Source organism: Streptomyces netropsis (assembly GCF_014203545.1).
GTDB classification, from domain to species: domain Bacteria; phylum Actinomycetota; class Actinomycetes; order Streptomycetales; family Streptomycetaceae; genus Streptomyces; species Streptomyces netropsis.
In genome coordinates this window covers 217,630-243,469 of the sequence record NZ_JACHJG010000011.1, presented here as the reverse complement: position 1 = coordinate 243,469, position 25,840 = coordinate 217,630, and the positions used below count along the sequence as shown (strand labels likewise).

Below are 25,840 nucleotides of genomic sequence, written 5' to 3'. Positions count from 1 at the left end.
CTGGATAACATCCCTGCATGACGCACCCATCTTTACGCCGACCCGTTGCACGGGCGTTGGCTCTGACGCTCGCTCTGACGGCATTCCTGGGCCCGGTTTCCGCCACCGCGACAGCGGCCGGGCCTCAGGGCGGTCGGTCCCCCGCCCTCTCGGCCTCGGACCACGATGTGGTGACCGGACTGGAGCGGTACGCCCACCGGTTGCGCACCGCCGAGCCCGGCGGGTCCGGGGCCGACCTGGCCGCGTTCGCCTCGATGACGCGCGGGGCGGACATCGTCGGGATCGGCGAGGCCTCGCACGGCTCGAAGGAACTGTTCACCGTGAAGGACCGGTTGCTCCGGCAGCTGGTGACGCGGGAGGGGTTCTCCGCCTTCGCCATGGAGATCAGCTGGTCGGCGGCCGCCCGGATCGACGCCTACGTCCGTACCGGCGAGGGCGACCTGCGGCAGATCCTGCGTGAGGAGTTCCAGGACGGGTACTCCCTGTTGAACACGGAGGAGTTCCTGAACCTGTTCGGCTGGGTGCGGGAGCACAACCGCACCAGCGCGCGCCCCGTCCGTGTCGTGGGCCTGGACTTCTCCGACGCCGCACCGGAGCAGTACGAGCGCATCCTCACCTGGGCAGCGGGCAACGAGCCCGCTCTCGTGCCCGAACTGCGCCGCCGCTACGCCGCACTGCGCGCCTTGCCCACCGGGGTGGCCACGCGCATGGCGGCGTACAACGCCCTGCCGCTCGCCGAACGGAAGGCGATCGCGCAGGACGCTGCGGCCGCCTACCGGCTGCTGTCCGAGGCCGGGACGCAGGACCCCTGGGTGCTGCAGGAGGCCCGGGTCATCTCGCACATGGCCACGGAGTACACCGTCGACTGGAGCGACCCGGCCCAGGCCAAGGCCGCGAGCCGCCACCGCGACCGGACCATGGCCGAGACCGCCGTGTGGTGGCAGCGGCAGACCGGCGGGCGGATCGTGGTCTCGGCCCACAACGGGCACGCCGCCTACGAGTCCGCGGTGCCCGAGTACTACCCGGTCACGATGGGCGCGGACCTGCGCGAGCTCGTGGGCCGCGCCTACCTCGCCGTCGGCACCTCGCTGAACGGCGGCGACTACCGCGCCAGGACGGCGACGGGCGAGGCGGGCACCTACAGCGTCGGTCCCGCCGCACCCGGCAGCAACGAGTACACCCTCGACAAGGTGCGTCACCGCGATTTCTACGTCGACCTGCGCGCGGCGCGCCGTGATCCGGCGGTGGGCGGCTGGCTGGACGCGGCGCGTCCGACGTTCGTCATCCCCGGCCGGTACCCCAACCAGCCGACGCCGCCGCTCGCGCTGGGCCGTGCCTTCGACGTCGTGGTGCATCTGCACACGGTGCGGGCGTCCGTGCCGGTGCCGCAGCCGGAGTAGCGGACGGTCGGGGCTGCCGCACGGGCCGCCGGGCGCGTTGACCGCCCGGCGGCCCGGCGGCCCCTGGGGCGCGGACCAGCGGCAAGGAAGCCCGCGGTGCCCGGCGATACGTCCGTCGATCCGCGCGTGTTCGCCGTGGTCTGCGCCACCCGACGAAGGCGTCGCCGGCCACCGCCCAACTCCGTCCAGACCGTCACGTAACGGCAGTGCCCTGGCCCGGACTTCCCCAAGGGCGGTTTCCGGACGCCAGGGGCCGATCATGACCGGATGCATTCTGTTGCGGGGCTGTCGCCGTGATGCACGCTGAATTGCCCTGCCGCCCCGCCATGCCGCAGGAATGACGAATCCCCGGCGTATGACGTGAGAAAGGCGGACCGCCCGGTGCTGGTCGAGTTGGCTAAGGAGGACTACGCGCGCGTGGAGCCGTTATTCGGGCCGCAGTACCCGAATCTGGCATTCGTGCACGGCGTTCTCGACGAGAAATTACCCGGCCGCGTATGGGTGCACGAAGAGAACGGTGTCGTGGTCGCGTGTCTGATCGCCACCCGTTCTCCCTTCTGCTTCGCCGCAGGAACCCTGACCCGCGCCTTCTTCGATCAGGCCCGTACCCTCCTCGAGGGACACGGCCCGGTGCAGATCGTCCATCCACCCGAGCCGGGCATCGGCGAGCAAGCGGCCGACAGCGGCTTCACCCCGGCCCTGCGACGGCAGTTCAGCCAGCCGCGTACCGGATGGAGCGCCCCCGAGCAGGCGCTGCCGGACGGTTTCGAACTCATCCGGATCGACGCCGCCCTCTTCGACCGGCTCGACTCGCCGATGGCCCGTAGCATCTTCGGCTCCGGCGCCGACTACGCCGAGCACGCCATCGGCTTCGGGTTTCGCAAGGACGGGCAGATCGTCGCCGACGCGCATGGCGTCGTGGGCGGCGGCCTGGCCGAACTGGGCACCTTCGCACACCCCGACTACCGCGGCCGGGGACTGCCCTCGGCGCTGCTCGCCGAAGTGGCCCGCTGGAGCGCGAAGAACGGCCTGGAAGTCGTCATCACCTGCGCCGAGGACAAGCACGCCAGCATCTCCCTCGCCCGCAAGCTCGGTCTGACCGAGGACTTCCTCTACCCGGTCGCGGAACTGACGTGCTGACCTCCCAGGACGTACACGCCGTGTCGCCCACGGCCGTGGAGCGCATGCACCGGCTCATCCGCCCGTACATGCGGCACACGCCGCTGCTGCGCTCCAAGGCGCAGAGCCCGGCCGATGTGTACATCAAGTGCGAGAACCTCCAGCTCACCGACTCCTTCAAGATCCGTGGCGCGCTCAGCGCGCTGCACGGATACCGTCGGTTCGAGCCGGACACCTGGCGCCACATCACCCGGCACGGAGTGGTGACCTGCAGTTCCGGCAACTTCGCACAGGGCCTCGCCCACGCGACCGCCGAACTGGACCTCGCCTACTCGGTCGTGGTGCCCGAGGGGATCCCGCGCGCCAAGCGGGACCAGATCACGCGCTACAACCCGATGGCACAGATCAGCGAGGTCCCGTACGCCACCTGGCGGCAGACGATGACCACCTCGCGCTACCCCGAACTCCCCGGATTCTTCCTGGCGTCCGAGAGCAACCCCTACGTCGCGCTGGGCTGCGCCACGATCGGGCTGGAGATCCTGGAAGACCTGCCCGACGTCGATGCTGTGCTCGTCCCCTACGGCGGCGGACACCTCGCCTACAGCATCACCTCGCTGCTGCGCGCGTCGGGCAGGGACATACCGGTGTACGCCGTGGAGGTCAGCACGGGCGCGCCGCTGACCGCCTCCATGCGGGCGGGCCGCCCCACGGACGTGCCGTACGAGAAGTCCTTCGTCGACGGCATCGGCGCCAGCTTCGTCCTCCCCGCACAGTTCCAGCGGCTCAAGGACAAGCTGGCCGGGGTCTTCACCGTGACCCCGGAGGAGATCGCGGGTGCGCTGGCGTCGCTGGCGTTCACCGACAAGATCGTCTGCGAGGGCGCCGGCGCGGCCGCGTACGCCGCCGCGATCAAGCACTCCGGCACCCACGGCTGGCGCCGGCCGTGCGCGATCGTCAGCGGCGGCGTGATCGACCCGGATGTCCTCGTACGCATTCTGGCCACCACCGCGTCCCTGGCCACACCCGCAGGACAGCATTCCTAATTCCCCACAAGGAGAAGCATGAGTACGTCCCTGCCCACCATCGAATCGGTCAGCCCCGCCCTCGGGGCCCGGGTCCTCGACATCGACCTGTCGCAGGAACTCACCGACGAGGTGTGGACGGCCGTCCACGACGCCTTCCACCAGTACAACGTGCTGGTCTTCCCCGGCCAGGACCTCAGCGTCGAGCAGCAGAAACGATTCGCCGGGCGGTTCGGCCGGCTCCTGACGCACGACCACCTGCTGCCCATGACGGTGGAGGGGCACCCCGAGTGCATGGTGCTCCACAACAACGAGCAGAAGCCGCCGGGCCTGAACTCCTGGCACACCGACAACAGCGGATGGGCCGAGCCCCCGCTCGGCACCGTGCTGCACGCCAGGACCACGCCCAGGGTCGGCGGCGACACGCTGTACTCCAACATGTACCTCGCCTTCGAGACGCTCTCCGAGCCCATGCGGGAGATGCTGCTCAAGCTCACCGCGGTGCACGACGTGCGCAAGGCGTTCGGCGCGGACTACGGCAACCTCCAGCGGTCGCTGAAGAAGAAGGGAATCGACCCGGACGAGCAGTTCGCCGACCAGGAGCCGGTGGAGCACCCCTTGGTGCGTACGCACCCGGTGACCGGCCGGAAGGCCCTGTACATCTCGTCCCCGTACGTGACCCGTATCAACGGGCTCAGCGAGACCGAGAGCCGGGCGATCCTGGAGTTCCTCTACCGGCACATCGAGACCAACGAGCTGATCTACCGCCACGCCTGGAGCACCGGTGACCTCCTCGTCTGGGACAACCGCTGCACCCAGCACCTCGCGGTGGCGGACTACTTCCCGCACGAGCGGCTGATGCACCGCATGAACATCGCGGGCGAGAAGCCGTTCCTGACGCTCTGAAACAGCCCCGGCCCGGGCCGGAGGCCGTGAAGACCGCGCCGGGCCCCGACACGGGGCCCGGCATCCCGGCACCGCGCAGGCCCTCGACGAGTCGCCGCACCACCTCCGGATACGGTGCCGGAGAGCACGACACCGGGCCGGGAACGACGTAGGCCACCGGCAGCGCGGGCAGCAGATGCCCGCGCTGCTCGGCCGTCCACAGGCAGCGACGACCCGGTCCCCCGGACCCGGCGGTGCTCCGGCAGGGACCCCTACGCCTCAGCGGCAGCTCAGACGCGGGCGTTGAGAGTCATGAAGGACCGTCGCTCGATGAAGCGGTCGAAGGCCGGTCTCACTTCGCCGCCCACGAGGTCGACACCGCACATGTACAGCTCCGGGCGGCCCGAGAGCAGCTCGAAGTCCCTGATGGCGTCCTCGAACCGGCATATCACTCCCGGCTCGGAAGCCGAGTCGATCAGCAGCACGTGGTCGTGCCGGGCCATGGCTGTCCGGCGGGCCCACGCCACTGCCTCGTCGTCCGAGACACCGTCCAGTACGAGCGAGCGGTGCGGGAGTTCCCGCCAGTCGATGCCGCACCCTGCCCACGCGAGCGAGCAGAGGTACGCATCGAACTCGGCTGAGAGAGCCCCCGGTCCCGCGCTCGCGTCATGCTCGTCGAGCCAGGTGGAGATCTCGTCGATGCGCATGCACAGAGGCTAGACCAGGGGCTTCTCCTTCCAGCACGTCAGGCTGGTGATCGAGCCGGGCCCGTCAGTGGACGGTGACGTGCTCGCGGTGCGGCTGGGCCTCCGGGGATCCGGCGTGGTGGCGGCCCCGGTCGCGGCCCGGGCGGACCGGCCACCACGTGCCCCGGCCGAGGATCGCGGCGAGCGCGGGCACCAGCACGATGGAAAGGACGAAGGCGGAGAGCATGATGCCGAGCGCCGTCGCGAAGCCGATCTGCTGGGTGGAGGGGGCCGCGTTGACGGCGAGGCTGCCGAAGGACGCGGCGAGGACGACGCCCGCCGTGGCGATGGCCGGTGCGGTGTGGCGCACGGCGCGGGCGACGGCGGCGCGGGCCGGCCCCGGGCGTTCCATCTCCTCGCGGATGCGGTCGCTGATCAGGATGTTGTAGTCGGTGCCGAGGGCGACGACGAAGAGGAACAGCACCAGCGGCAGGACGAAGTTGACGCCCGGCTTGTCCAGGATGTGCTGGAAGAAGAGGGCGGAGGCGCCGAGGGTGGCGGCGAAGCCGAGGCCGACGGCGATCATGAGGACGGCCGGGGCGAGCAGGCTGCGCAGCAGGACGAGCAGGATGAGGGAGATCAGCACGGCGGCGACCGGGAACACGATCTTCAAATCGTGGTCGACGGCGGTGGAGATGTCCGCGAAGATCGCGGCCGTGCCGCCGACGTGGGCTTCCGCGCCGGTCGGGGTGTGGCGGGCGACGGTGTCACGGACGGGGCCCGAGACGAGGTCGCGGGCCTGCTGGCTCTGGGTGTCGGCGGTGAGGTAGAGGTCGATGCGGGCGGCGGTGCGGTCGTTGTTGAGGGTGGTCTTGCCGACCGTGCCGACGCCCTGGACCTCGGCGAGGGCCTTGGGCAGGGCGTCGAGTCCTGCGACGGTGAGGGTACGGCCGTCCTTGGCGGTGACGTAGACGGTGGCCGGGTCGGACACTCCGGCGGGCAGGGCGCGGGAGATCTCGGCGGAGGTGGCGGCTGCCGGGGTGTCGTGGGTTCCGGCGGTCTGGCCGAAGTCCATCCGGATGCCGACCAGTCCGGCCGCCAGCGCGCCGAGCAGGGCGACGGAGGCCAGTACGAGGGTGAACGGGCGGCGGGCGACCAGGTCGCCGACGCGCGCGGCCGTGCCGGGGCGGGGCTCGCGCTTGAGGGAGCGGGAGGGCCAGAACATCTTGCGTCCGGTGACCGCGAGCAGCGCGGGCATCAGGGTCAGGCTGGCGAGCAGCATGACGAGTACCGAGACGGCGATGGCGGGGCCGAGCACGCGGAACTGTCCGAAGGTCGCGACGCCGAGGGTGGCGAAGGCGGCCACGATGGTGAGGGCGGCCGAGGTGATCGCGGTGCCGACCCGTGCGCTGACTTCGGCCGACACGACGCGTGGGGGCAGGTCGGGGCGGGCCCGCAGTTGTTCGCGGAAGCGGAAGAGGAGGAAGAGGAAGTAGTCGACGCCGATGCCGATCAGCACGACGCTGATCATGCTCGGGGTGGAGGTGTCGAGCTTGATGCCGGTGAGCATCGCCGTGCCGACGACCACGCCAGCGGCCGCGCCGCCGATGATGACGACGGCGAACAGCGGCACGAAGGCGGCCAGCGCGCTGCGGAACACCAGGATGTTGATCAGCACGATGAGACCGACCATCAGGATGCCGACGACCATCTGGGTGGTCTCCTCGGCTTCCGCGGTGTCGACGAGGTCGGCCAGTCCCCCGGTGAAGCCGGTGCGCATCCCGGCCCCGGCGAACGCGTCCTTCGCCTGGTCGCGGAAGGCACGGTAGAGGTCGTGCAGTGCGGGGTCCGTGGAGTTGCCGGTCAGCTGTACGGAGAGCAGCTCGAAGCTGCGATCGGGCGCGACCATGGCGGGGCTGACCTTGGGCGTCTGGGAGTGGTCCCGGCGCAGGAAGGCGGGGTCGTCGTCCTCCTTGGGCTCGGGCATCTGGACGCGCCGGTGGCCCAGTTGCTCGGCGACGGCGACGACGCGGTGGTGGTCGGGGCCGGTGAGGGGCTTGCCGTCGGCGCGGGCGACGAGCACGGTCACGGCGTTGGCGTCGGGCTTCACCCCGAACCGCTCCTCGGCGATCTTCAGCGCGGCGGCCGAGTCGTACTTCGCGGGCAGGAAGTCACCGCTCTGGGTCTGGGTGACGCGGTAGATCAGCGCCTGGCTGAGCATGGTCAGGAAGATGCCCAGCACCGCCCAGAGGGCGATGACCTTCCATGGGTTGCGGGTGGAGAACCCGGTCAGGGCGCGGATCACGTCGTCCTCCGGCAGTGGGTGGAGCGCCGGGTTCTCCCGGCCGGTGTCCAGCTCATCAGCGCCGGACGTGCGAATCGTCCGAGTGCCGGACGAGAAAGGGCCTGGGAGCGGGGGCCGGGAGGAGCCGCTGACCAGGACCGTGGTCCTGGTTCGGGGATCGGCTCAGGGGCCCGGGTCGGGGCCGGGGACCGGTGCCAGAATGGATCAAGAGATGACAGTCGTGGCGCACCGGCACCGGTCGGCGGGGCGGCTGGGGGGAGGAACCATCATGTCGACGACGCGCCCTGTTTCCGGGACACCCGGGATACCCGGGGCACTGTCGGGCGGCGACGCGCTGCCGTGGACACGCAACGACGCCTTGGTCGCGGTGGGGGCGGCGGCCGTGGACCTGATCGGCTTCACCCTCACCAGCCAGGTCGAGCGGGGCTCCGTCCCGGCAGTCGGCTGCGTGCTGCTGGTGGTGTCCGCGCTGCCCCTGCTGGCCCGCCGCCGGGCCCCGGTGCTGACGCTCGCGGCCGTCCTGCTGCTCGGCCTGGTGCTGAATCTGAGCGTGCCCGTGGAGCAGCACTTCAACGCCACGGTCGTGGTCGCGCTCTACACGGTCATACGGTCCAAGGGCGCGGCCGTGGCGGTGTCGGCGACGCTCGTCGCCGTGACGATGCCGCTGGTGGGGCAGACGTCGTGGCCCCGGCCGAGGATCGTGGACCTGGCAGGCAACGGGTCCGCCGGGGTGCTCGTCGCCATCGCCGCGATCGTGATGAACCGCTGGCACCGGGAGATCGAGGCCAACCGCCGGCTGCTCGCCGACCGCGCGGTGGCCGACGAACGGCGGCGCATCGCACGGGAGTTGCACGACATCGTGGCGCACCACATCACCACCATGCAGTTGATGGCCGGGGGTGCCCGGGCCAACCTCGCCCGTGACCCGGAGGTGGCCAGGGAGGCGCTGGTCACCCTGGAGGGGTCCGGGCGGATGGCGCTGCGGGAGATGCGGCAACTGCTGGACGTGCTGCGGGCCGGGGACGAGGTGGAGGAGGAGCCGACCGCCCCGCAGCCCGGGGTCGGGGACCTGGAGCGGATCGTCGCCGAGTCGTGCCGGGCCGGGTTGCCCACCGCACTCGACGTGCGGGGCGAGGAGCGTCCGCTGCCGTCGAGCGTGGGCTTGACCGTGTTCCGGATCGTCCAGGAGGCGCTGACGAACGCGCGTAAGTACGCGGGCGGGGCGCGGGCGTCCGTACGCCTGACGTACGGGCCGGACGAGGTGGCGGTGGAGGTGACGGACGACGGCGCGGGTGCGGATTCGGGATTCGGGTCGGGTTCCGGTTACGGCCTGGTCGGGATGCGGGAGCGGGTCGTGCTGCACGGCGGGACGCTGGAGACGGGGCCGTTGGACGAGGGCGGGTTCCTGGTGTCGGCCCGGCTGCCGCTGAAGGCAGATGAGGGGGCACTGCGATGAGCGAAGTGACGGGGAACGCGATGGGGGACGCGATGGGCGGGCGGACGATCAGGGTGCTGATCGCGGACGACCAGCCGCTGGTGCGGCGCGGCCTGGCGCTGATCCTCGGGCCCGACCCGGCCTTCGAGGTCGTGGGCGAGGCGGGGGACGGCGCGGAGGCGGTGACCCTCGCGCACCGGCTGCGGCCCGACGTCGTGGTGATGGACATCCGGATGCCGGTGCTGGACGGGGTCGCCGCGACGGGTCAGCTGGCGCGGGAGCTGCCCGGGTGCCGGGTTCTGGCGCTGAGCACCTTCGACATGGACGAGTACGTGGTGGCCGCGCTGCGCGCGGGCGCCTACGGGTTCCTGCCCAAGGACATCTCGCCGGAAGAGCTGGTCGCGGCGGTCCGGGTGGTGCACACCGGGGAGGCCGCGGTCGCGCCTCGGCTGCTGACCCGGCTGATCTCCACCTACGTCAGGGCCCCGCACCGCCCGAAGCCGCCCGTCGTGAGCGCGGGCGAACTCACACCGCGCGAGCTGGAGGTGTGGCGGCTGATGGCCACGGGGCTCGACAACGCGGAGATCGCGGGGGCGATGGACATCAGCGTGTCGACCGTGAAGAACCACATCACCAGCGTCTTCGGGAAGCTCGGCGCCCGTGACCGGGCCCAGGCGGTGATCGCCGCGTACGAGACGGGTCTGGTCGAGGTGAGCAGCGGCCAGGGGTAGGCGCGGGCGACGCCGTCGCGTTCCGTTCGGAAGAGGCGATGCACGCGGCCGCACGGCCTGGCCGGCAGGCACACGGACGAGTTCGTGACGGGTCGGGCGTTTCGACGTGCGCGGCGGCTTCTTCGTGGGTGACGGTGGACCCGCCCTGGTGTTCGCGGTCGCGTCCCGTGCGGTCCTCGGCCTCGCCACGGGCGATCCGCTCGGCCAGACCCACTGCGTTGTGAGGAGACCCTCCATGAACTGGACACTCGAAGTCGTCCCGGTCCCTGTCACCGACATGGACCGGGCGAAGGAGTTCTACGCCGACAAGGCCGGCTTCAAGGTCGACCTGGACGACGAGGTCGCCCCCGGTATGCGCATCATCCAGATGACCCCGCCCGGCTCGCGTTGTTCGATCGTGATGCTCCAGGGGATGCCCGAGGCGCCCGGTATGAAGTCGATGGCACCGGGCACTCTGCAGGGTCTGCAACTCTGTGTCACGGACATCGAGGCGGCCCGCGAGGAACTGGTGGGCCGAGGTGTCGAGGTCTCCCCTGTCCGCCACGTCGGCGCGACGGGCTGGGAGGACGGCAAGGGCGAGACCTGGAACTCGTTCATGTCCTTCGAGGACCCGGACGGCAACGGCTGGGTGGTCCAGGAGGCCCCGGCGGAGCTGTCGGAGCGCTGAGCCCACGGGTCGGGCGGGAGGCCGGCCCTCCGGCTGCGGCCCCGCCCGTCGGTCCGCCCCGGCGAACCCTCCGGAACGCCGATGTGCCGGGTCAGGCCTTCTTCACCACGCTGGACTTGAGCTGCATGGGACCGAACCCGTCGACCTTGCAGTCGATGTCGTGGCCGTCCACACCCTCCACGAGGCGGATGTTGCGCACCTTGGTGCCCGCCTTGATCCCGGTCGGGCTGCCCTTGACCTTCAGGCTCTTGATCACCGTCACCGTGTCGCCGTCGGCGAGTACGTTGCCGACGGCATCCCGGATCACCCCGGCCTCGGTGCCGCCCGCGGGTTCGGCGGAGGCGAGCGACCACTCGTGGCCGCACTCAGGGCAGACCAGGAGCGCGCCCATCTCGTAGGTGTACGTGCTGGAGCACTCGGGGCACGGCGGCAGGGTGTCGGTCACCGAGAGAGTGTATTTCAGTCAAGGAGCCGGCTCAGCCAACCCGCCCGCCGTCGAAGGAGGGGCCTGCTGAGGCGTGTCCGACGGGGCCGGCGACTGACCCTCGGGCATTCCTGGCGGCTCTCGACCTGACCCTCAACGGTCTGCAGGCAGGCCTTCTCCAGGGGCGTGGGGGATTCACCGGAGACGGCGGTCGGGCGTGACAGGGAAGTTCGGGCAGGGCATGATCGCACGCGTGACCGATCCTCGCGAAGTGGTCGAGCAGCAGCTCGCCGCCTACAACAGCCACGACATCGACGCCTTCGTTGCCACTTATGCCGAGGACGTCCTGGTCCGCCGGCGTGACGGCAGCCGACTGCAGGGACGTCACGCTCTGCGTGACTCGTACGCGCCCCAGTTCGCCGAAGGCCGCTGCCGGGCGGAGATCCTGGGCCGGCTCAGCGAGGGCGACTGGGTGGTCGACCACGAACTCGCCCACGGCCTGGCCGACGACCCGATCCCCGTCCTGGTGACCTACCGGGTGCGCGGAGGTCTTATCGACCGCGTCGACTTCCTCTCCTGAGCAGCACGCTCCCGGACCGGCGACCGCCGCACCCCGCCCGCTCGACGTGTTGCCCGAGCGGGCGATCAAGGTACCGCCCTCAAGTACTGCGTCTCCGCCGAGCACCCGCAGAACACCCACTGGGATGCGCACTCATCGTCGGAGGCGCCTGAAGTCATCGGGTGAGGAGTTCAGAGGGAGGATCAGCGGAGTTCCACGGTGATGCCGACCCGTGCGAGCAGTCGGAGGACGTCGTCGACGTATGGTGTCTCGCCCGCCGTGTCCACGCTCACCGAGGCGAGCGCGCGTCGGGCCACTTCGGCGTCGTGCCAGACCAGCGTGAACGGCGCGGGCGGCCACTCCCCGCCGCACTGGCAGCCGCGCAACGCGCGCCAGCACTGGTGGTAATGGCCGCCGGGGCCCGCGACCGCCTCGCCCAGCGCGCACGCCAGCGCCGACACATCCGTGACGTGCCGGCCGTCGAGGTGCCGCACGGGGTCGGGCAGCGGCCGGCCGGCGCCCTGCCGGGCGGCGGCGAAGGCGGCCCACTCGGCCCGGCCCTCGGGCGGGAACGCGGCCCACGAGCCGGGCTCGGTCGGCGGCCCCTCGAACCAGGCGTCCCACACCGGGCGGACCGCCGGTACGGGCCGCACGGCCGGGCCCTTGCGCAGCCAGAGGTCCACGAGGGGCACGCCGAGCGCCGACGGGCGGGAGGCGACGACCTCCAGGGGCATGTGCTCCTGGAGGCGCATCACGCGACCGGACCGGTCCAGGGCGAGCAGCGTGACCCAGTCGCCGTCGGCGCGCGGGCGTACCAGCCGGCGCAACAGCCGCTCACCGGGCTCGCAGCCGATCAGCCGCATCGGCGGCGCGTCGCGAAGGGGGCGCTCGGCGTAGAGGCCGTCGATCCGACGGCAGTCGCCCAGGTCGGCACCGCCCGCGCCGTTGAACAGCAGCCAACGGGCGTCCGCGGGCTCGGTGCGCTGCCATGCCCGGCCGTCGACCTCGGCCTCCACGGTCACGTCGACCAGCGAGGCGTCGAGGGCGGAGGGGCGGCAGTCGAGCAGGACGGGGGCGAGCAGCTCCCAGTGGTGCGAGTCGTAGGCGTGGTGGGAGGCGGCCTCGGGGTCGACCCCGGGCACGGGGAAGTCGACGATGACGGCGAGCTCCCCGAGGTCGACGGGCTCGATGGATCCGTCCGGTGCGACCGACTGGTGGCGGGCACGCTCGACCGCTTTGCGCAGCCGCCCCGTCGGGGCGCAGCCCACGAAGGTCAGCCGTTCCCGGCGCGGGGCCGGGTCGATGAAGAGGCCTTCGGCGTCGGCGCAGTGCGCCCAGACGGTCAGCTCACCGTCCCACTCCTCGCTGACCAGCACGTACTTGAGCGGAAGCGCGCGCTCCCAGGTCCAAATGGCCTCCTCGACCTGCACCGCGTCCGTGCTCCTTCACTCGTGTGTCGTTCCTGCTCACCGTCCCCTCAGCCTGCCACGTTCGGATGTGATCTTCTGTTCAGAAGAGGGCCCCTAACATTGGCCCATGCCCCATACGCCGTCACGGGTCGAACTGTGCCCGCTCACCCTCGCCGACCAGGATGAGTTCTGCTCGCTCGTGAGGGCCAGCACCGAGCTCCATTCGCCGTGGATGCAGCTGCCCGCGACGGCGGAGGAGTTCCAGGGGTGGATGCGCCGCTTCAGCGACGGCACCAACCGGGGCTTCGTGATCCGCGTTCAGGAGACCGGTGCAGCTGCCGGCATGGTCAACATCAACTCGATCATCCGGGGCCGTTACCAGGGCGCGTCCCTCGGCTATGCGGCTTTCGCCCCGTCTGCGGGGCGGGGTTACATGGCCGAAGGGCTCACCGTCGCCCTGCAGCACGCCTTCAACGACCTGCGGCTCCACCGGCTGGAGGCGAACATTCAGCCGGCAAACAAGGCGTCTTTGGCCTTGGTCCGGCGCCTGGGCTTTCGTTACGAAGGTATGTCGACCGCCTATCTCTATATCGACGGGGCCTGGCGCGACCACGAACGTTGGTCCATCACCGCACCATCTCCCTGGACGCCCGATCCTTCCCTTCCCGAGGTCTAGGCATTTCCTCGCGCGGTCGGCGCGGTTTCCCAGCGATAACAACGGCTCCAGCACCGCCCACTGATCGGCAGTCAAATCACCGCGACCCCATAGAGCCGGTGAGCCGTCACGCCCATTCCTGATGGGCAAAGTGGTAGATTCTTTGCAATATCAGACTTTCAAGGCTCCCGTCGAGGAGTGCTGCTGTGGCATCTGCCGGAGGGTCTCCGCAAAGCGGGCTCGGCTGGAACCGTGAGACAGCGACACTCGCGCTGCTGTCGTTCGCCATGTTGATCGTCTCGCTCGACCAGTACATCGTCGTTGTGGCGCTGCCTGACATCGCACGCGACCTCGGCTATTCCGCGCAGACACTGCAATCGGTGATCAGCGCCTACGCAGTCGCCTCCGCCGGTTTTCTCCTGTTCGGCGGACGCGCCGCGGACCTCATCGGACGACGCCGGGTCCTGGCCACCGGCCTTGGCCTCTTCGCCGGAGCGGCGCTTGCGGGCGGACTGGCGACCGCGCCCGGGACGCTGCTCGCCGCTCGCGCGTTTCAAGGCCTCGGTGGCGCGCTGGTCTTTCCCACCACGCTGGCGCTCATCAACGTCACGTTCGCCGAAGGCCGCGTGCGTAACCGCGCGCTGGGGATCTGGGGCGGCGCCGGTGCGGCCGGACTGGTGATCGGCGTACTCCTCGGGGGGCTGCTGACCCACGCATTCGGCTGGGAAGCGGTGTTCCTGGTCAATGTCGCTTTGGCAGGTCCTGCCCTGTTCCTCGCGTTCGTGCTGATCCCGAAGGACCGGCAGCGCGACAGAGGACGCACATTCGACCTGCCCGGTGCGCTCAGCGTCACCCTTGGGGTTACGTTGATCGTGTTCGCACTGGTCCAGGGGCCGGGACTGGGCTGGCTCTCGCCCGGCATTCTCTTCAGCGCGGCGGCGGGACTCCTGCTGTTGGGAGTTTTCGCGCTCATCGAGCGGAACAGCAGCGACCCGCTCGTGCCGCCGCGACTGCTCGCCAACCGCAACCTCGTCACGAGCCTCGTCATCGCGTTCATGTTCATGGCGACATTCGGCTCCGTTCTGTACTTCCTCTCGATCTACTTCCAGGAGATCCTCGGCTATGACGCCTTGAAAACCGGGGCCGGCTTCCTGATTCCCACAGCCGTTGTCGTCGCGGGGTCGACCACGGCCGGCCAGATGGTGACGCGATTCGGTCTCCAGCGCACGCTGCTCGGCGCCCTCGCCATCGGTGCGCTCGGCGCCGTCCTGCTCGGCTCGGCGATCGCCCCGGACGGCTCGTACAGCTCGCTGATCCCGGGGCTCGTCGCGCTCAGCATCGGCGACGGGATCGTGTTCACCAGCATGTTCATCGCCGCTGGAACGGGTGTGTCCGACCGTGAGCAAGGCATCGCTTCAGGGATCGCGTCCACCGGCTCGGGGATGGGTGCCGCTGTGGGCCTCGCCATCCTGGTGCTTGTGGCGACAGCCGGCTTGGACGACCTGGCTGGAGAGCGGCTGCAGAACGAGACGGCACAGGGGATCAGCACCACCCTGTTCGTGGTGGCAGCGGGGATCGCGCTGACCTTTCTCGTCGCCTTGTCCCGGCGTGAGGGGAGAACCGAAGCGCAACCGGCGCCCGTACCTTGTCAAGGCCGTCGTTGCTGACGGCTGTTCGTCCTCCACAGCCGCTCTGCCTGACCGGGACTCCGGCGCCGGCAAGTCCCCTGCTGATCGCGCTCGGGGCCGAGGTCGCGGTGCAGGGCTGCTTGGGGTCCGGGGCCGGGGGGAGGAATTTCTCGCCCCTTTCACCGCGCATGCGAGCTACGGGATGGAGAGCAGCCACAGGTATTGCGTGTGGAGGTCGCCGGGTCCGTACGTGATCTGCAGGTGTGCGGGCTTTGCCTGCGCGGTGGTGAATACGAACTCCAGGCGCGTCGACGCACCTTCTGCCACCTCGTTCCGGCTGCCCCCGTGGAGCTCTGCCGGGTAGCCGCTAGGCCATTTGACACCCGGGTTCGCCCCCTCGTAGCTCCCGATGTCGTGACTGTTCAGCTCCACCGGAGCCCCGCTTCGGTTCGTCACGGTGATGATGACGCGGTAGGTGTGCGCGGCCGGTGGGGCGTCGCCTGTCATTTGCCGCGTCGGTGTGACGGGCTGGACGGGACCGATGGAGACGTGGACGCCGTCGTCGTAGGTGATGGTGCCCTCCCGCCCCCCGGGTCGCTTCGCGTCGGCGGCGCCGGTGCGCTTGCGCGCGGTGACCTTGTCATCGCGGTCGTAGCGGATGCAGCCGCCGTCGGTCGACAGAGTGGGCTTTCCTGAGTACCAGTCGACGCTGATCCTGATGGCGATGCCGTCGTCATCGGTGGTTCGTATGCCCGGCCAGTCCGGGAGGGGACGTTCGCGGTTCGTGGGCTCGGGTGGCGGTATGTCGTGTGTCTTCCAGCCGCGGTGTTCCCAGGTGGTACGGACTTTGCCCAGATCCGCCAGGTAGTCGGCCTTGCCGGCATAGCGGAGGTCCCACTCGTAGCGGGGCTGTTCCCGGGTCACGCCGTCCCGGTCATATCCCAGGTCGTCGGCACATGAGGTGCTGTCTTCCTCGCTTTCCAGGTTGGCGTCGGCGGCGCCCGGCCGTAGTTCGCCGACAGCCCGCCTTCCGGCCTCGCGGGTCTTGATGTCCTGCTTGCGGTAGTCCGCTGCGGACCGTACGGGGCCGCCTTGGAGGTTCTCGAAGTAGTCGGACACAGCCGAGCACGTCCACCCGATCACTCCGACTGCGGCCAAACCGATGAGCCAGCGCCGCACGACCACCTTGCGGCTCACCGTGGCGGTGGGGGCAGGCACGGGGTCGGTGATCGGGTCCTGGGGCGGGTGTGTCTCCATAAAGGCGATCCCACCGTATGGACGTGACGCGTCGGTAGGGGCGGCGTGCTCAAGCCGGGCTGAGTAGGCGTACCCACGGGGTCCGGGTGGCCTGCCCTCCAGGCGTGCCGATACCCGGCTATGGCGACGCTTCTTCCATCGATCACCTCCGCGCGACTACAGCCGAGCGGTGTCAGTCCAGGCAGAACTCGTTGCCCTCGGGGTCGGTCATCACGAGGTAGCCGGTGCTCATCGGGGGAGCGGGCTCGTCGCGACGTACCCGCGTCGCTCCCAGCGCGACGAGCCGGTCGCACTCGGCCTCCAGTGCCGCCATCCGCTCCTCTCCCTGCAGTCCGGGAGCCGCACGGACGTCGAGGTGGACGCGGTTCTTGGCGACCTTGTCCTCCGGCACCTGCTGGAAGAACACTCGTGGGCCGTGCCCGTCCGGGTCCTCGATGGCCGATCTCGTGTTGCGCTGTTCCTCCGGTACACCGATCCGTGCGAGGAAGTCGTCCCACGCTGCCAGCGGGTCGGCGCCCTCGGGCAGGTCGACCCCGGGCGGGCCGGGGTGGACATAGCCCAGTGCCTCGCGCCAGAAGGACGACAGCGCCCGCGGGTCATGGGCGTCGAAGGTGACCTGGATGTGACGGCTCATCGGGTTGCTCCGTTCGTAGCGGGATTCATGTGCAGGCAGAGGTCGCGCAGCAGACAGACCTCGGACAGATGGTGGATCAGCTCGCGGTGGATGTGCAGCACCAGATCGGCCATGGGCGCCTCGGGGAAGGGCTCTGTCCCACCCATCGGGCCCCGGAGCCCTGCGTCGCCGAGGCTGCGCACTCCGGCCAGCCAGACGTCGAGCTGGGTCTCGAGCTGGTCGAGCGCGGTGGCCGCGCTGCCGGCGTACTCCCAGCTCTCGTATGACGCCGCCGACGCGCCGAAGTGCGCCGCGTTGCGCGCGGCGAGCACGCCGACGATGACGTGACCGAGTCGCCAGGCGATCGTGGTGAAGGCCGCTGGGACCGGCTGGGGGAAGGCGAAGTCGATCGTGAATTCCCCGGCACCGACCTGCACGGGCGCCGTCGAGCTGCCGCGCGGCCGCACGCTCCAGGCGTCCGGGACGGGTGACCAGAAGTACTCGTCGTCGGTGAGGCCCTCGAGCCGGCCTCGGAGCTGATGTTTCCAGTGGACCTCCCACTGCTCGCGCAGCGTCCGGTTCCAGTCAAGTTCCTTTGCGTCCATGGCGCCACCCTGACACCTCTGGCGGACAGGATCGGTCCGCTATCTCTGGCAGGGTGGGCGACATGGACGTGGCGAGCGGTAACGAGCGGGGCACGACGGAGCGGGTGCTCACCCTGCTCGGGCTGCTGCAGCAGCGCCGGGTCTGGACCGGACCCGAGCTCGCCGACCGGCTCGGGGTCACACCGCGCACGGTGCGGCGTGATGTCGAGCGGCTCCGCACGCTCGGCTATCCGGTGCATGCCGGCCAGGGTGTCGGCGGCGGCTACCGGCTCGGCCCGGGGCAGGACCTGCCGCCACTGCTTCTCGACGACCAGGAGGCGATCGCCACCGCGGTCTCGCTGCTCGTCGGCGCGGGTGGCGCGGTCGCCGGCGCCGGCGACGCCGCGCTCCAGGCGCTGACCAAGCTCGACCAGGTGCTGCCCACCCGGCTTCGGCACGAGGTGCGCGTGCTCTCCGGCTCGGTGGAGTCCTTCGGCGGAGGCCGCACGCCGGTCGCCCCCGAGGTGCTCATGACGCTGGCCAGAGCCTGCCGCGACGAGGTCGAGGCCGGCTTCGACTACCCGTCCGGGAGCGAGGTACGACGGCGGCGGGTCGAGCCCTACCGCCTGGTCGCCTCCGACCGGCGCTGGTACCTCCTCGCCTTCGACCTCGATCGCGACGACTGGCGCAGCTTCCGCGTCGACCGGATGAGCGATGTGTCTGCACGGACCTGGCGCTTTTGCCCGCGCGCGGCGCCCGACGCGGCGCCATATGTGCAGGAGGGTGTGGCGAGTCGGGTCTACCCGCGCCAGGCGCGCTTCCTCGTGTACGCGTCGGCCGACACCGTGCGCGAGCAGATCCCGGCGTCGGCGGCCGTCGTGCGACGGCGAGGGAGCGAGCTCTGCGAGGTGCTCAGTGGCGCCGACAACCTCGACTTCGTACTCATGCACGTGCTCCTTCTGGGGCACGACTTCGAGGTACTCGACCCTCCGGAGCTCGGAAGGCGCTGTCGCGCGCTGGCGGAGAGACTGCTGTCGGCCGGTGCAAAGTTCTCGCCGGTGCCGGACATGGAGGAGTCATGAGCCGCGACCACGCCAACGCCGGCTGAGCTCCTCCGCTGCCTCTGTACGTCGTCGTCGGCCTGGTCGAGCCGGCGCACATCGTCGCGGAGCCCCTCTCCCCGGGCCTGGGCCGCCGCGTGTCGGCCCAGGCCCGGTTCGCCTCGCGGCTACGGAGTCACGGCACGATCGTCCAGCGCTGACGCGCGTCGTCGCTGCAGGCGTCGATCGTCACGTAGCCCGTCTCCCGCGGTGGTGCCACCAGGCACATGTGCGCGGCCTCGTTGCGGAAGCGGAGGCTGCCGTCGGCGTAGGTCTCCACCTGCCAGCGGTGGCCCGTGCCGTCGATCTTGCTGCCGCGATCGGTGCAGCCGTGCAGCACGGAACGGTCACCGGGACGGGGCCGGTCACCGTTCAGGAGGTCGACGCACCTTCCGCTGCCGCGTCCCTTGAGACGGACGAGGTTGTCGCCGCTGCCGGCGTACTCGATGTCCCATCGCTGGGTGATGACCCCGACGTTGCGCCGGCGGGTGGTCAGCGGCGTGCCGTCGTGGCCGGGCCCGCTGAAGTTGTCCAGGAAGAGGCCGTTGTACGCGCGTAGCTGGACCCACCCGTCCTCGTCCCCCCACGCGCGTTCGTCCACCGCGCGGGAGTTGTCCCACCACTGCTGGGCGGGGCTGTCACTGCACGGGAGCGCCCCGACCGCCTGCTTGTCGTTCCCGCCGGTCAGGCACAGCTCCGGGTGGCGGGAGTTGCGCCAGCGCAGCGGGCCGCCGGGCGCGCCCGGGTCGTCGGGGCGCCACTGGGCCTCGGCCGCCTCGCACGGCAGCATGATGACGGACAGCGGTAGGAACGGGTTGACGCCGGGGCACTCCCCGCCGGCGGCGAGGGCGGCGCGGGCGCCGGACGCGCCTGTGGGGCTGTTGCTGCGGGCGAAGCGGTACCAGTGCCCCTGCACGGTGTCCATACGGAACCGCTGACGGAGGTTGTACCGCTGCCGGCCGGTGGTCACCCGGCCTCCGGCGTTCTCCGGAGCCTCCAGGACCATTCCGGTCGCGGCGTTCTCGAAGGCGGAGGAGAAGTTGTGCACCGGGCCGTCGGGCGCGGCCGGCACGGGGGTGGGCGCCGGTTCGAACTGGACGGGGTAGTGGTCCGAGCCGCGCCCCGCGGGGATGTCCGCGTTGAACCGGGGCGTGCCGCGCGTGATCGCGTAGTCGAGTTCGCCGCCCCGTTGGTGGGTGGGGCGGTGAGGCCGCGCCAGTTGCTCGTCGGACCGCAGGTGCAGACTCTGGTCCCGGGCCTGCTGGTCGGTGCGGTTGCGGATGTCGAGGTTGAAGTCGCCGACCATGACCCAGTTCTCGCCGGGCCGGGCGGCGGCACGGATCCCCGCGAGCAGGTGGGAGACGTCCGCGCCGCGCGCGTGGACGTTGTAGTAGACGGTGTTGCCGATCCGCACGCCGAGTGCGCGGCGGTAGCGGTACTCGTCGCGGGGCTCGTTCGGGTTGTACAGCGGGTTCTCGATGATGCGGACCTCGTCCGCGCGTGTGCGGGTGACCACTGCCAGGTTGACCCGGCCGCCTACCCAGCGGTCACGTCCCGTGGTGCTGTCGCGCTGCGGGTCGGTCTGGAGGAAGTACACGTGACGGCGGTGGTGGCGGTGCTCCCACTGGGTGTAGCTCACATGGGTCGGCAGGCCCGCCGGGAACGGACCGGGGATGGGGAGCGACATCCCGGTGCCGTGGTACTGGTGCGGTTCGGCGGGTGGCCCGTTGCCGGCCTCCTGGAGGGCCACCACCTCGTGGTGCATCGTCAGTGGGCCCACCTCGCCGCCCCAGCGCAGCCCGTGGTCGGAGCCCTGCATGTTGTAGGTGGCGAAGGGCAGGCTGCCGTCGGACGCCGAGGCAGCCGGCCTCGCCGGCCGGTCGGCCGCCCTTGCTGTGGAGCCGCCCGGCCCGGGGGCGGCGCCGACCAGCAGTCCGGCCGCCAGCAGGGCGGAGGTGAGGGCCGCCGTCAGCCGTGATCCGCGCGGTCCGGGGCGGGCCTTGGCGCGCGGCGGCGGTAACGGTAATCGCATCGTGGACTCCTTACGGAGCGATCCGGGTACGAACAATCGCAGAGACGATCCGTTCACTGTCGGAAGGTCCGCGTCAAGAGTCCATCGCGCGCCACACGCCCACCACGGGCCAGCGTTTCGTCCGTACGTGAGCTCGCGGGCCCTGGTCATCCCGCCGCGAAGACGTCGCGTACGAGCACCATCAGGTCGGGTGTGGCCGGATGTTTCCTGGGCCCTTCGCGGCGGGCGAGGACTCGGGAACGGGCGGCGCGTCCGCGAGCGGGCGGTAGATCAACGAGGGGTGCGCGTGATGGCTCGGGGCCGGACCTCTACTGGACCGGACCGGCCAGCGTTTCGATGGGCAGAGGCGGCCATTTCTTCTCTTTCCGGGTGAGGCTCGCCAGCTCTTCCGGTGGTTCGGCGCCGTCCCGAACAGTCGCGACGTAGGTTTTCGCTTCCTGCAGGCTCAGTCGCGGGGCCTGCTTGCGCAGGTGGCTCATCGCGGCCACGGCCCCGGCGGAGTGCACGAGCTCACGAACAGCGGAGGCCAGTGGATCAGGCGGTCCGATGCCCTTGGTCTGCAGAAGGTAGTGCTCTTCCCAGCCCTCGTCCGACCACCCGGCGGCGGGGACGTGGTGGATGCTGCCGTCGTGCCGGTCCACCAGGTAATGGCCGCCGCCATGGAGGCTGTCGCGCACGTCACCGGTGCGGGCGCTCTCCGCCGTGTCCCAGAAGGCGAGCCAGCCCACCGCGTGTTCCTCCACGTGGTAGACGGCCAGCTCGGGGACCGGCCCCCTCCACGGCCACGTCAGCCGCTCTCTGGCCAGGAAGGACTCGACGAGCTCGACGGCGCGTTCCTCGGAAATCACGGTCTCATCCTTCACCACAGGTCAACCGGGTTTTGGGCATGCCTGCGCCGTCCCCACCGCGATCTCAGACCCGGTCTCAGCTTGTCGTTCAACCAGTGGGGTCCGGTGAAGGGAGACGGGATAATGGGCTGATGAGCTCTGACTCCGTGCCTGGCCCGACGAACGCGCGAGACAGCGAAGTGATCAATCCCGCCCCCACGCTTCCGCGACGACAGGACTGGCCGACCGGCGCGATGGACCCTGGGTGCAGGGTCACTGTGCTGCGCGATGAGGCGTGGGACGGACCATGGCAACAGGAGTTCAGCGGCAGGATCGACGACCTTGCACGGCCTGGTCCATGACGGCGACCTCGCCGCCGCCGCATGTGACCTGCTGCCGCAGGAACTAGTCGGACCCCATCCCCCATCCCCGAAAGGCTTTTTCACTCCCTGTGCGCATGATCTCCTCCGAACACCCGCTCCTTACGGCCGTCCGCAACGGCGACACCAGGGCAGTGGCCGCCCTGCTCCAGGAGGAGTACGGCACCGCTCACGCGCGCGGCCCGCACGTCGCAGCCGCCCTGCGCCTGGCCGCGGGTGCCCTCGACCACCGGGTCCTCGATGCCCTGCTGAAGCTGGCCGATCTCGACGCGCTGGACCTGGACGGCATCGATGCCGACGGCCGCACGCCCCTGCTGCGCGCCGTCGACCGCGGCGCCCACGACATCGCCACCGCCCTGCACTTCGCCGGGGCCGACCCCCGGGTCACGGACCGCGAGGGTCGCGACGCCCTCGCAATGGCCCGCCACTGGCACACGACCGGCACCGGAGCGGGGGTCCACCGGCGGACCGTGCGCGACGGCAACGGCGAGATCTGCCGCGAGCTGGTGATCGGCGGGCAGACCGTCCGCGACGGCCACACCGCGATCCTCACCCACCTGGAATCGTGCTGCGAAATCGCCACGCCCTTCGCCGAACTGCTGGACCGCGCCATGGCGGAGCCCGAGGTCGGCCATCCGGTGTGGGGGGCGGCCGTCGTCGCGGCCGCCGGACGCAAGGGCCCGGCGCTGCCGCCCGTCTGGGACGCCGCAGCCGCTCTTCGGCACCACCCCGATCCGCTGGCACGCTACTTCGGCGCGGACGTGCTGCGCTGCATCAACCTCTACGACGAAAGCGGCGAGGACGAGGAATCCCCCTTCGACACCCCGCTCGTCGACCTCTTCCTCCCCTGGGTGGAGCAGGAGGAGGACCCCCGCGTGATGCGGCCCCTCGCCGCCGGGCTGGCCGACGCGATGGACCCCCGCGCCGAGAAGCCGCTGCCCGCCCTCACCCGTCACCCCGACGCTCAGGTCCGGTCCTGGGCGGTCGGCGGCCTGCACCGGCAGGTCCAGCAGGCGAACACCGACGCCCTGGCCGCCGTCCTCGCCTGCACCGGGGACACGGACGCCCAGGTCCGGGAAGCCGCCTGCCGGGCCCTCCTCCGGGCCCAGGCCGACGATCCCGCCCCCTGCGACGCCCTGGCCGCCTGCCTCTCCGACTCCGAGGAGGCCGTACGGGTCACCGCCGCGATGCAGCTGGCTCTTCGCGACGACCACCGCGGCGACGCACTGCTGGACGCCCTCGACGGCACCGTCGACCGGACGTCGCCGTACTACTGGCCGCTGCACGACGTGTGGCGGCACCGCCAGGCCCGGTGAGCCGGGACCAGTGAGGAGCCCCCCAGGGGCAGCCGCCTGCTGCCTGCCGACCGGGTCCGGAGCGGACCCGGTCGCCTCGGGCAGCCCTCCTGGTTATCCGAACTGGCCGGGCTGGTAGTCGCCGGCGGGCATCTGGAGCATGACGTTCCCGCGGTTGAAGGCGTTGATGACGGTGATGACACCCACCAGGGCGGCGAGCTGGTCCTCGTCGTAGTGCTTGGCGGCGTTCGCCCAGACCGCGTCCGGGACGCCACCGGCCGCATCGGCGATACGCGTGGCCTCCTCCGCCAGCTCCAGCGCCGCACGCTCGGCCTCGGTGAACACCGTGGCCTCCCGCCAAGCCGCCACCAGATTCAGGCGCTCCGCGGACTCTCCCGCGTGCACGGCGTCCTTGAAGTGCATGTCGGTGCAGAAGCCGCAGCCATTGATCTGGCTGGCACGGAGCTTCACCAGCTCCTGCGTCGAGGCAGGCAGAGTCGACTCCTCAAGCACCTTGCCCGCAGCGATGATGTGCTTGAAAACCTTGCCCAGGACCGGGCTGGTAAAGGGGTTCAGACGTGCTTCCATCATGCGCTCCGTTGTCGTTGTCCAGCGGTTACACACTCTTGACGAGACAGCCCGGCAAGTTGTGACATCGACACGCTGTGACCCGCATCACCCCTCTTGTCGGCTGTCATGAGGATGCCAGTGGGCCCCCGATCGTGATCGGGGGCCCGCATGGCCTCTACCTCTGCCCGCTGTTCACGCCCGACGCAGTGCGTCGCGGCCCGCGAAGCGCGCCGATTCGCCCAACTCCTCTTCGATCCGGATCAGTTGGTTGTACTTCGCCGTGCGGTCGGAGCGGGAGAGCGAGCCGGTCTTGATCTGACCGCAGCCGGTCGCCACCGCCAGATCCGCGATGGTGGTGTCCTCCGTCTCGCCCGAGCGGTGCGACATGACAGCCGTCCAGCCCGCCTGGTGGGCCGTGGCCACCGCGGCCAGCGCCTCGGTCAGGGTCCCGATCTGATTGACCTTGACCAGGACCGAGTTGCCGACGCCGGTGCGGATGCCCTCGCGCAGCAGCGTCTCATTGGTGCAGAACACGTCGTCGCCGGTGAGCTGACAGCGGTCGCCGACGCGGGCGGTCAGCTCACGCCAGCCGTCCAGGTCGTTCTCCGCCATCGGGTCCTCGATGGAGACGACCGGGTAGGCGTCGATGAGCTTGGCCAGGTAGTCGGCGTTCTCGGAGGGGGTGCGGCGCACCCCCTCGCCCGCGTAGTCGTACACCCCGTCGCGGAAGAACTCCGACGACGCCGGGTCCATGATCAGGCCGATGTCCGTGCCGGGACGGTAGCCGGTGCGCTCGATGGCGGTCATCACGAAGTCGAGCGCCTCCTCAGCGGTACGCAGCGCGGGCGCGAAGCCACCCTCGTCGCCGACGCCCGTGGAGTGCCCGGCGGCCAGCAGATCGCGGCGCAGGGTGTGGAAGACCTCGCTGCCCATGCGGACGGCTTCGGCGAAGGTGTCCGCACCCACGGGCGCGATCATGAACTCCTGGAAATCCAGCGGATTGTCGGCGTGGGCGCCGCCGTTGACGATGTTCATCATCGGCAGCGGCAGGAGGTGGGCGTCGGCGCCGCCGAGGTAGCGGTAGAGGGGCTGGCGGTGGGCCGCCGCGGCGGCCTTGGCGGCGGCGAGGGAGACGCCGAGGATCGCGTTGGCGCCGAGACGGGACTTCGTGGCGGTGCCGTCGAGGGCGACCAGCGCGGCGTCGAGACCCGCCTGGTCCGCCGCGTCCCGGCCGCGCACGGACGTCGCGATCTCCCCGTTGACGTGGGACACCGCGCGGTCGACGCCCTTGCCGTGCCAGCGTGCGGAGTCTCCGTCGCGCAGTTCCACGGCCTCCCGGGCGCCGGTGGAGGCGCCGGAGGGGACAGCCGCGCGCCCCAGGGACCCGTCCGTCAGGACGACGTCGACCTCGACCGTGGGGTTGCCCCGGCTGTCGATGATCCGGCGGGCGGTGACGGTCTCGATGGCGGCGTCAGTGTTTTTGGCGGGTTCGACTGCCTTTGCGGACATGGGAGGTCCTTCCCGTTGTCGTGTGCCGTGGCCCCGGCTGCGACAACGCTGGCGCTGAGCCCGACACCCGAAACTCTACAGCAATGCTGCTCAGTTTTGCTGTACAGCATTGCTGTGCAGGTCAGGCGCACAGCTTTGCTGACCAACGGGGTAAAGTGCCTTATGCCCACCTCGGAAGCCGCCGCCATCGCCGCCGAACTGCGCACCGCGATGGGCAAGCTCACCCGACGCGTCAAACACGAGGACAGCATCCCGCTGGGCCAGGCCGCCGTGCTCGGTGCACTCGACCGCAACGGCGCCATGACCACCAGCGACCTCGCCGCCGATCAGCGCGTACGCCCCCAGTCGATGGCCCGGTCGGTGGGGCTGCTCATGGAACAGGACCTGATCACGCGCCGGGCGCACCCCACGGACGGCCGCAAGTCGCTGGTCGAGCTGTCGGACGCGGGCCGGGCCGCGCTCGAAGCGGAGCGCGGCCGCAGGGCCGGTTGGCTCGCGCAGGCCATCGAGGCCGAACTCACGGATGAGGAGCGGGCGTTGCTGGCGCGGAGCGCCGCCCTGCTGGAGCGGCTCGCCACACGCTAGACGAGTCGTTCCGATGTGATCAGTGGTCGGGCCTGCCGCTCGGCAGCGGCGGCTCGGCGAGCAGGCTGCCGGAGTCGAGGAGCGCGTCGAACGACCCGGACTCGACGGCGTGCGCCAGCGACGAGGACGAGTGAGCAGGGCTCCGGCGCCCGTGAAGGAGCTG

Annotated in this window: 24 protein-coding genes; 13 read left to right on the top strand and 11 right to left on the bottom strand. The window is 70.6% G+C overall.

Annotated elements, in window-relative coordinates; all coding sequences use genetic code 11:
* Positions 1 to 170: 170 nt before the first annotated feature.
* The 4 genes from FHS38_RS25120 to FHS38_RS25105 all read left to right on the top strand — a co-directional run bounded on the left by FHS38_RS25120 (position 171) and on the right by FHS38_RS25105 (position 4,447).
* Complete coding sequence (locus tag FHS38_RS25120) at positions 171 to 1,400, top strand: erythromycin esterase family protein (protein WP_184737109.1); 1,230 nt, start codon at positions 171 to 173, stop codon at positions 1,398 to 1,400.
* Between the two features lie 360 nt (positions 1,401 to 1,760).
* The gene (locus tag FHS38_RS25115; RefSeq protein ID WP_184737107.1) at positions 1,761 to 2,540 is read left to right on the top strand and encodes a GNAT family N-acetyltransferase; all 780 of its coding nucleotides are present in this window, start codon (positions 1,761 to 1,763) and stop codon (positions 2,538 to 2,540) included.
* Positions 2,534 to 3,562 (top strand): pyridoxal-phosphate dependent enzyme, encoded by a 1,029-nt coding sequence (locus tag FHS38_RS25110; protein ID WP_184737105.1) that lies wholly within the window; start codon positions 2,534 to 2,536, stop codon positions 3,560 to 3,562. Before FHS38_RS25115 ends, FHS38_RS25110 begins: the two co-directional genes overlap by 7 nt.
* An 18-nt stretch (positions 3,563 to 3,580) precedes the next feature.
* Positions 3,581 to 4,447, top strand: a complete 867-nt coding sequence (locus FHS38_RS25105) for a TauD/TfdA dioxygenase family protein (protein WP_184737103.1) — start codon at positions 3,581 to 3,583, stop codon at positions 4,445 to 4,447.
* Between the two features lie 269 nt (positions 4,448 to 4,716).
* Here the strand turns inward: FHS38_RS25105 and FHS38_RS25100 are convergent, their stop codons facing one another.
* On the bottom strand, positions 4,717 to 5,133 hold the full coding sequence (locus FHS38_RS25100) for a hypothetical protein (RefSeq protein ID WP_184737101.1): 417 nt from the start codon (positions 5,131 to 5,133) through the stop codon (positions 4,717 to 4,719).
* A gap of 64 nt (positions 5,134 to 5,197) precedes the next feature.
* On the bottom strand, positions 5,198 to 7,417 hold the full coding sequence (locus FHS38_RS25095) for an MMPL family transporter (protein WP_184737099.1): 2,220 nt from the start codon (positions 7,415 to 7,417) through the stop codon (positions 5,198 to 5,200).
* Positions 7,418 to 7,685: 268 nt separating this feature from the next.
* Between FHS38_RS25095 and FHS38_RS25090 the strand changes: the two genes are divergently transcribed.
* The 3 genes from FHS38_RS25090 to FHS38_RS25080 all read left to right on the top strand — a co-directional run bounded on the left by FHS38_RS25090 (position 7,686) and on the right by FHS38_RS25080 (position 10,250).
* Entirely contained in the window at positions 7,686 to 8,873 is a 1,188-nt protein-coding gene (locus FHS38_RS25090) for a sensor histidine kinase (protein WP_184737097.1), read from the top strand.
* A complete protein-coding gene (locus FHS38_RS25085; RefSeq protein WP_184737095.1) occupies positions 8,870 to 9,583 on the top strand; it encodes a response regulator in 714 nt (237 codons plus the stop codon). Before FHS38_RS25090 ends, FHS38_RS25085 begins: the two co-directional genes overlap by 4 nt.
* 235 nt (positions 9,584 to 9,818) lie before the next feature.
* Positions 9,819 to 10,250: a VOC family protein gene (locus FHS38_RS25080; protein ID WP_184737093.1), complete on the top strand. Its 432-nt coding sequence runs from the start codon at positions 9,819 to 9,821 to the stop codon at positions 10,248 to 10,250.
* A gap of 91 nt (positions 10,251 to 10,341) precedes the next feature.
* Here FHS38_RS25080 and FHS38_RS25075 read toward each other — a convergent pair whose 3' ends face one another.
* A complete protein-coding gene (locus tag FHS38_RS25075) occupies positions 10,342 to 10,695 on the bottom strand; it encodes a zinc ribbon domain-containing protein YjdM (protein WP_184737091.1) in 354 nt (117 codons plus the stop codon).
* Between the two features lie 232 nt (positions 10,696 to 10,927).
* On the opposite strand from FHS38_RS25075, the gene FHS38_RS25070 reads away from it, so the two are divergent.
* On the top strand, positions 10,928 to 11,254 hold the full coding sequence (locus tag FHS38_RS25070; RefSeq protein ID WP_229822041.1) for a nuclear transport factor 2 family protein: 327 nt from the start codon (positions 10,928 to 10,930) through the stop codon (positions 11,252 to 11,254).
* A gap of 182 nt (positions 11,255 to 11,436) precedes the next feature.
* On the opposite strand, the gene FHS38_RS25065 is transcribed toward FHS38_RS25070, so the two are convergent.
* Positions 11,437 to 12,663 carry a barstar family protein gene (locus FHS38_RS25065; protein WP_184737087.1) on the bottom strand — a complete coding sequence of 409 codons (1,227 nt, stop codon included), beginning with the start codon at positions 12,661 to 12,663 and terminating at the stop codon, positions 11,437 to 11,439.
* A gap of 106 nt (positions 12,664 to 12,769) precedes the next feature.
* Here FHS38_RS25065 and FHS38_RS25060 point away from each other — a divergent pair, with 106 nt between their 5' ends.
* On the top strand, positions 12,770 to 13,318 hold the full coding sequence (locus FHS38_RS25060; protein WP_184737085.1) for a GNAT family N-acetyltransferase: 549 nt from the start codon (positions 12,770 to 12,772) through the stop codon (positions 13,316 to 13,318).
* A gap of 185 nt (positions 13,319 to 13,503) precedes the next feature.
* The gene (locus tag FHS38_RS25055) at positions 13,504 to 14,964 is read left to right on the top strand and encodes an MFS transporter (protein WP_229822043.1); all 1,461 of its coding nucleotides are present in this window, start codon (positions 13,504 to 13,506) and stop codon (positions 14,962 to 14,964) included.
* Between the two features lie 156 nt (positions 14,965 to 15,120).
* On the opposite strand, the gene FHS38_RS25050 is transcribed toward FHS38_RS25055, so the two are convergent.
* The 3 genes from FHS38_RS25050 to FHS38_RS25040 form a co-directional block, all read right to left on the bottom strand.
* Positions 15,121 to 16,182, bottom strand: coding sequence for a hypothetical protein (locus FHS38_RS25050; protein ID WP_184737083.1), 1,062 nt, complete (start codon positions 16,180 to 16,182; stop codon positions 15,121 to 15,123).
* A 172-nt stretch (positions 16,183 to 16,354) separates the two neighbouring features.
* Entirely contained in the window at positions 16,355 to 16,816 is a 462-nt protein-coding gene (locus FHS38_RS25045; RefSeq protein WP_184737081.1) for a VOC family protein, read from the bottom strand.
* Entirely contained in the window at positions 16,813 to 17,400 is a 588-nt protein-coding gene (locus FHS38_RS25040; RefSeq protein ID WP_184737079.1) for a DinB family protein, read from the bottom strand. The genes FHS38_RS25045 and FHS38_RS25040 overlap by 4 nt, the downstream gene beginning before the upstream one ends.
* Positions 17,401 to 17,462: 62 nt before the next feature.
* Here FHS38_RS25040 and FHS38_RS25035 point away from each other — a divergent pair, with 62 nt between their 5' ends.
* Positions 17,463 to 18,461, top strand: coding sequence for a helix-turn-helix transcriptional regulator (locus tag FHS38_RS25035; RefSeq protein WP_184737077.1), 999 nt, complete (start codon positions 17,463 to 17,465; stop codon positions 18,459 to 18,461).
* A gap of 154 nt (positions 18,462 to 18,615) precedes the next feature.
* On the opposite strand, the gene FHS38_RS25030 is transcribed toward FHS38_RS25035, so the two are convergent.
* Positions 18,616 to 20,511, bottom strand: a complete 1,896-nt coding sequence (locus tag FHS38_RS25030; protein WP_184737075.1) for an endonuclease/exonuclease/phosphatase family protein — start codon at positions 20,509 to 20,511, stop codon at positions 18,616 to 18,618.
* Between the two features lie 308 nt (positions 20,512 to 20,819).
* Positions 20,820 to 21,359 (bottom strand): YrhB domain-containing protein, encoded by a 540-nt coding sequence (locus FHS38_RS25025; RefSeq protein ID WP_184737073.1) that lies wholly within the window; start codon positions 21,357 to 21,359, stop codon positions 20,820 to 20,822.
* 436 nt (positions 21,360 to 21,795) lie between these two features.
* Between FHS38_RS25025 and FHS38_RS25020 the strand changes: the two genes are divergently transcribed.
* Positions 21,796 to 23,034 carry a HEAT repeat domain-containing protein gene (locus FHS38_RS25020; RefSeq protein ID WP_184737071.1) on the top strand — a complete coding sequence of 413 codons (1,239 nt, stop codon included), beginning with the start codon at positions 21,796 to 21,798 and terminating at the stop codon, positions 23,032 to 23,034.
* Positions 23,035 to 23,127: 93 nt separating this feature from the next.
* Here the strand turns inward: FHS38_RS25020 and FHS38_RS25015 are convergent, their stop codons facing one another.
* Both FHS38_RS25015 and eno read right to left on the bottom strand, forming a co-directional pair.
* Positions 23,128 to 23,601, bottom strand: coding sequence for a carboxymuconolactone decarboxylase family protein (locus tag FHS38_RS25015; RefSeq protein ID WP_184737068.1), 474 nt, complete (start codon positions 23,599 to 23,601; stop codon positions 23,128 to 23,130).
* Positions 23,602 to 23,775: 174 nt separating this feature from the next.
* Positions 23,776 to 25,092 (bottom strand): phosphopyruvate hydratase, encoded by a 1,317-nt coding sequence (eno, locus tag FHS38_RS25010; protein ID WP_184737067.1) that lies wholly within the window; start codon positions 25,090 to 25,092, stop codon positions 23,776 to 23,778.
* Between the two features lie 162 nt (positions 25,093 to 25,254).
* Between eno and FHS38_RS25005 the strand changes: the two genes are divergently transcribed.
* Positions 25,255 to 25,677, top strand: coding sequence for a MarR family winged helix-turn-helix transcriptional regulator (locus tag FHS38_RS25005; RefSeq protein WP_184737065.1), 423 nt, complete (start codon positions 25,255 to 25,257; stop codon positions 25,675 to 25,677).
* Positions 25,678 to 25,840 lie beyond the last annotated feature (163 nt).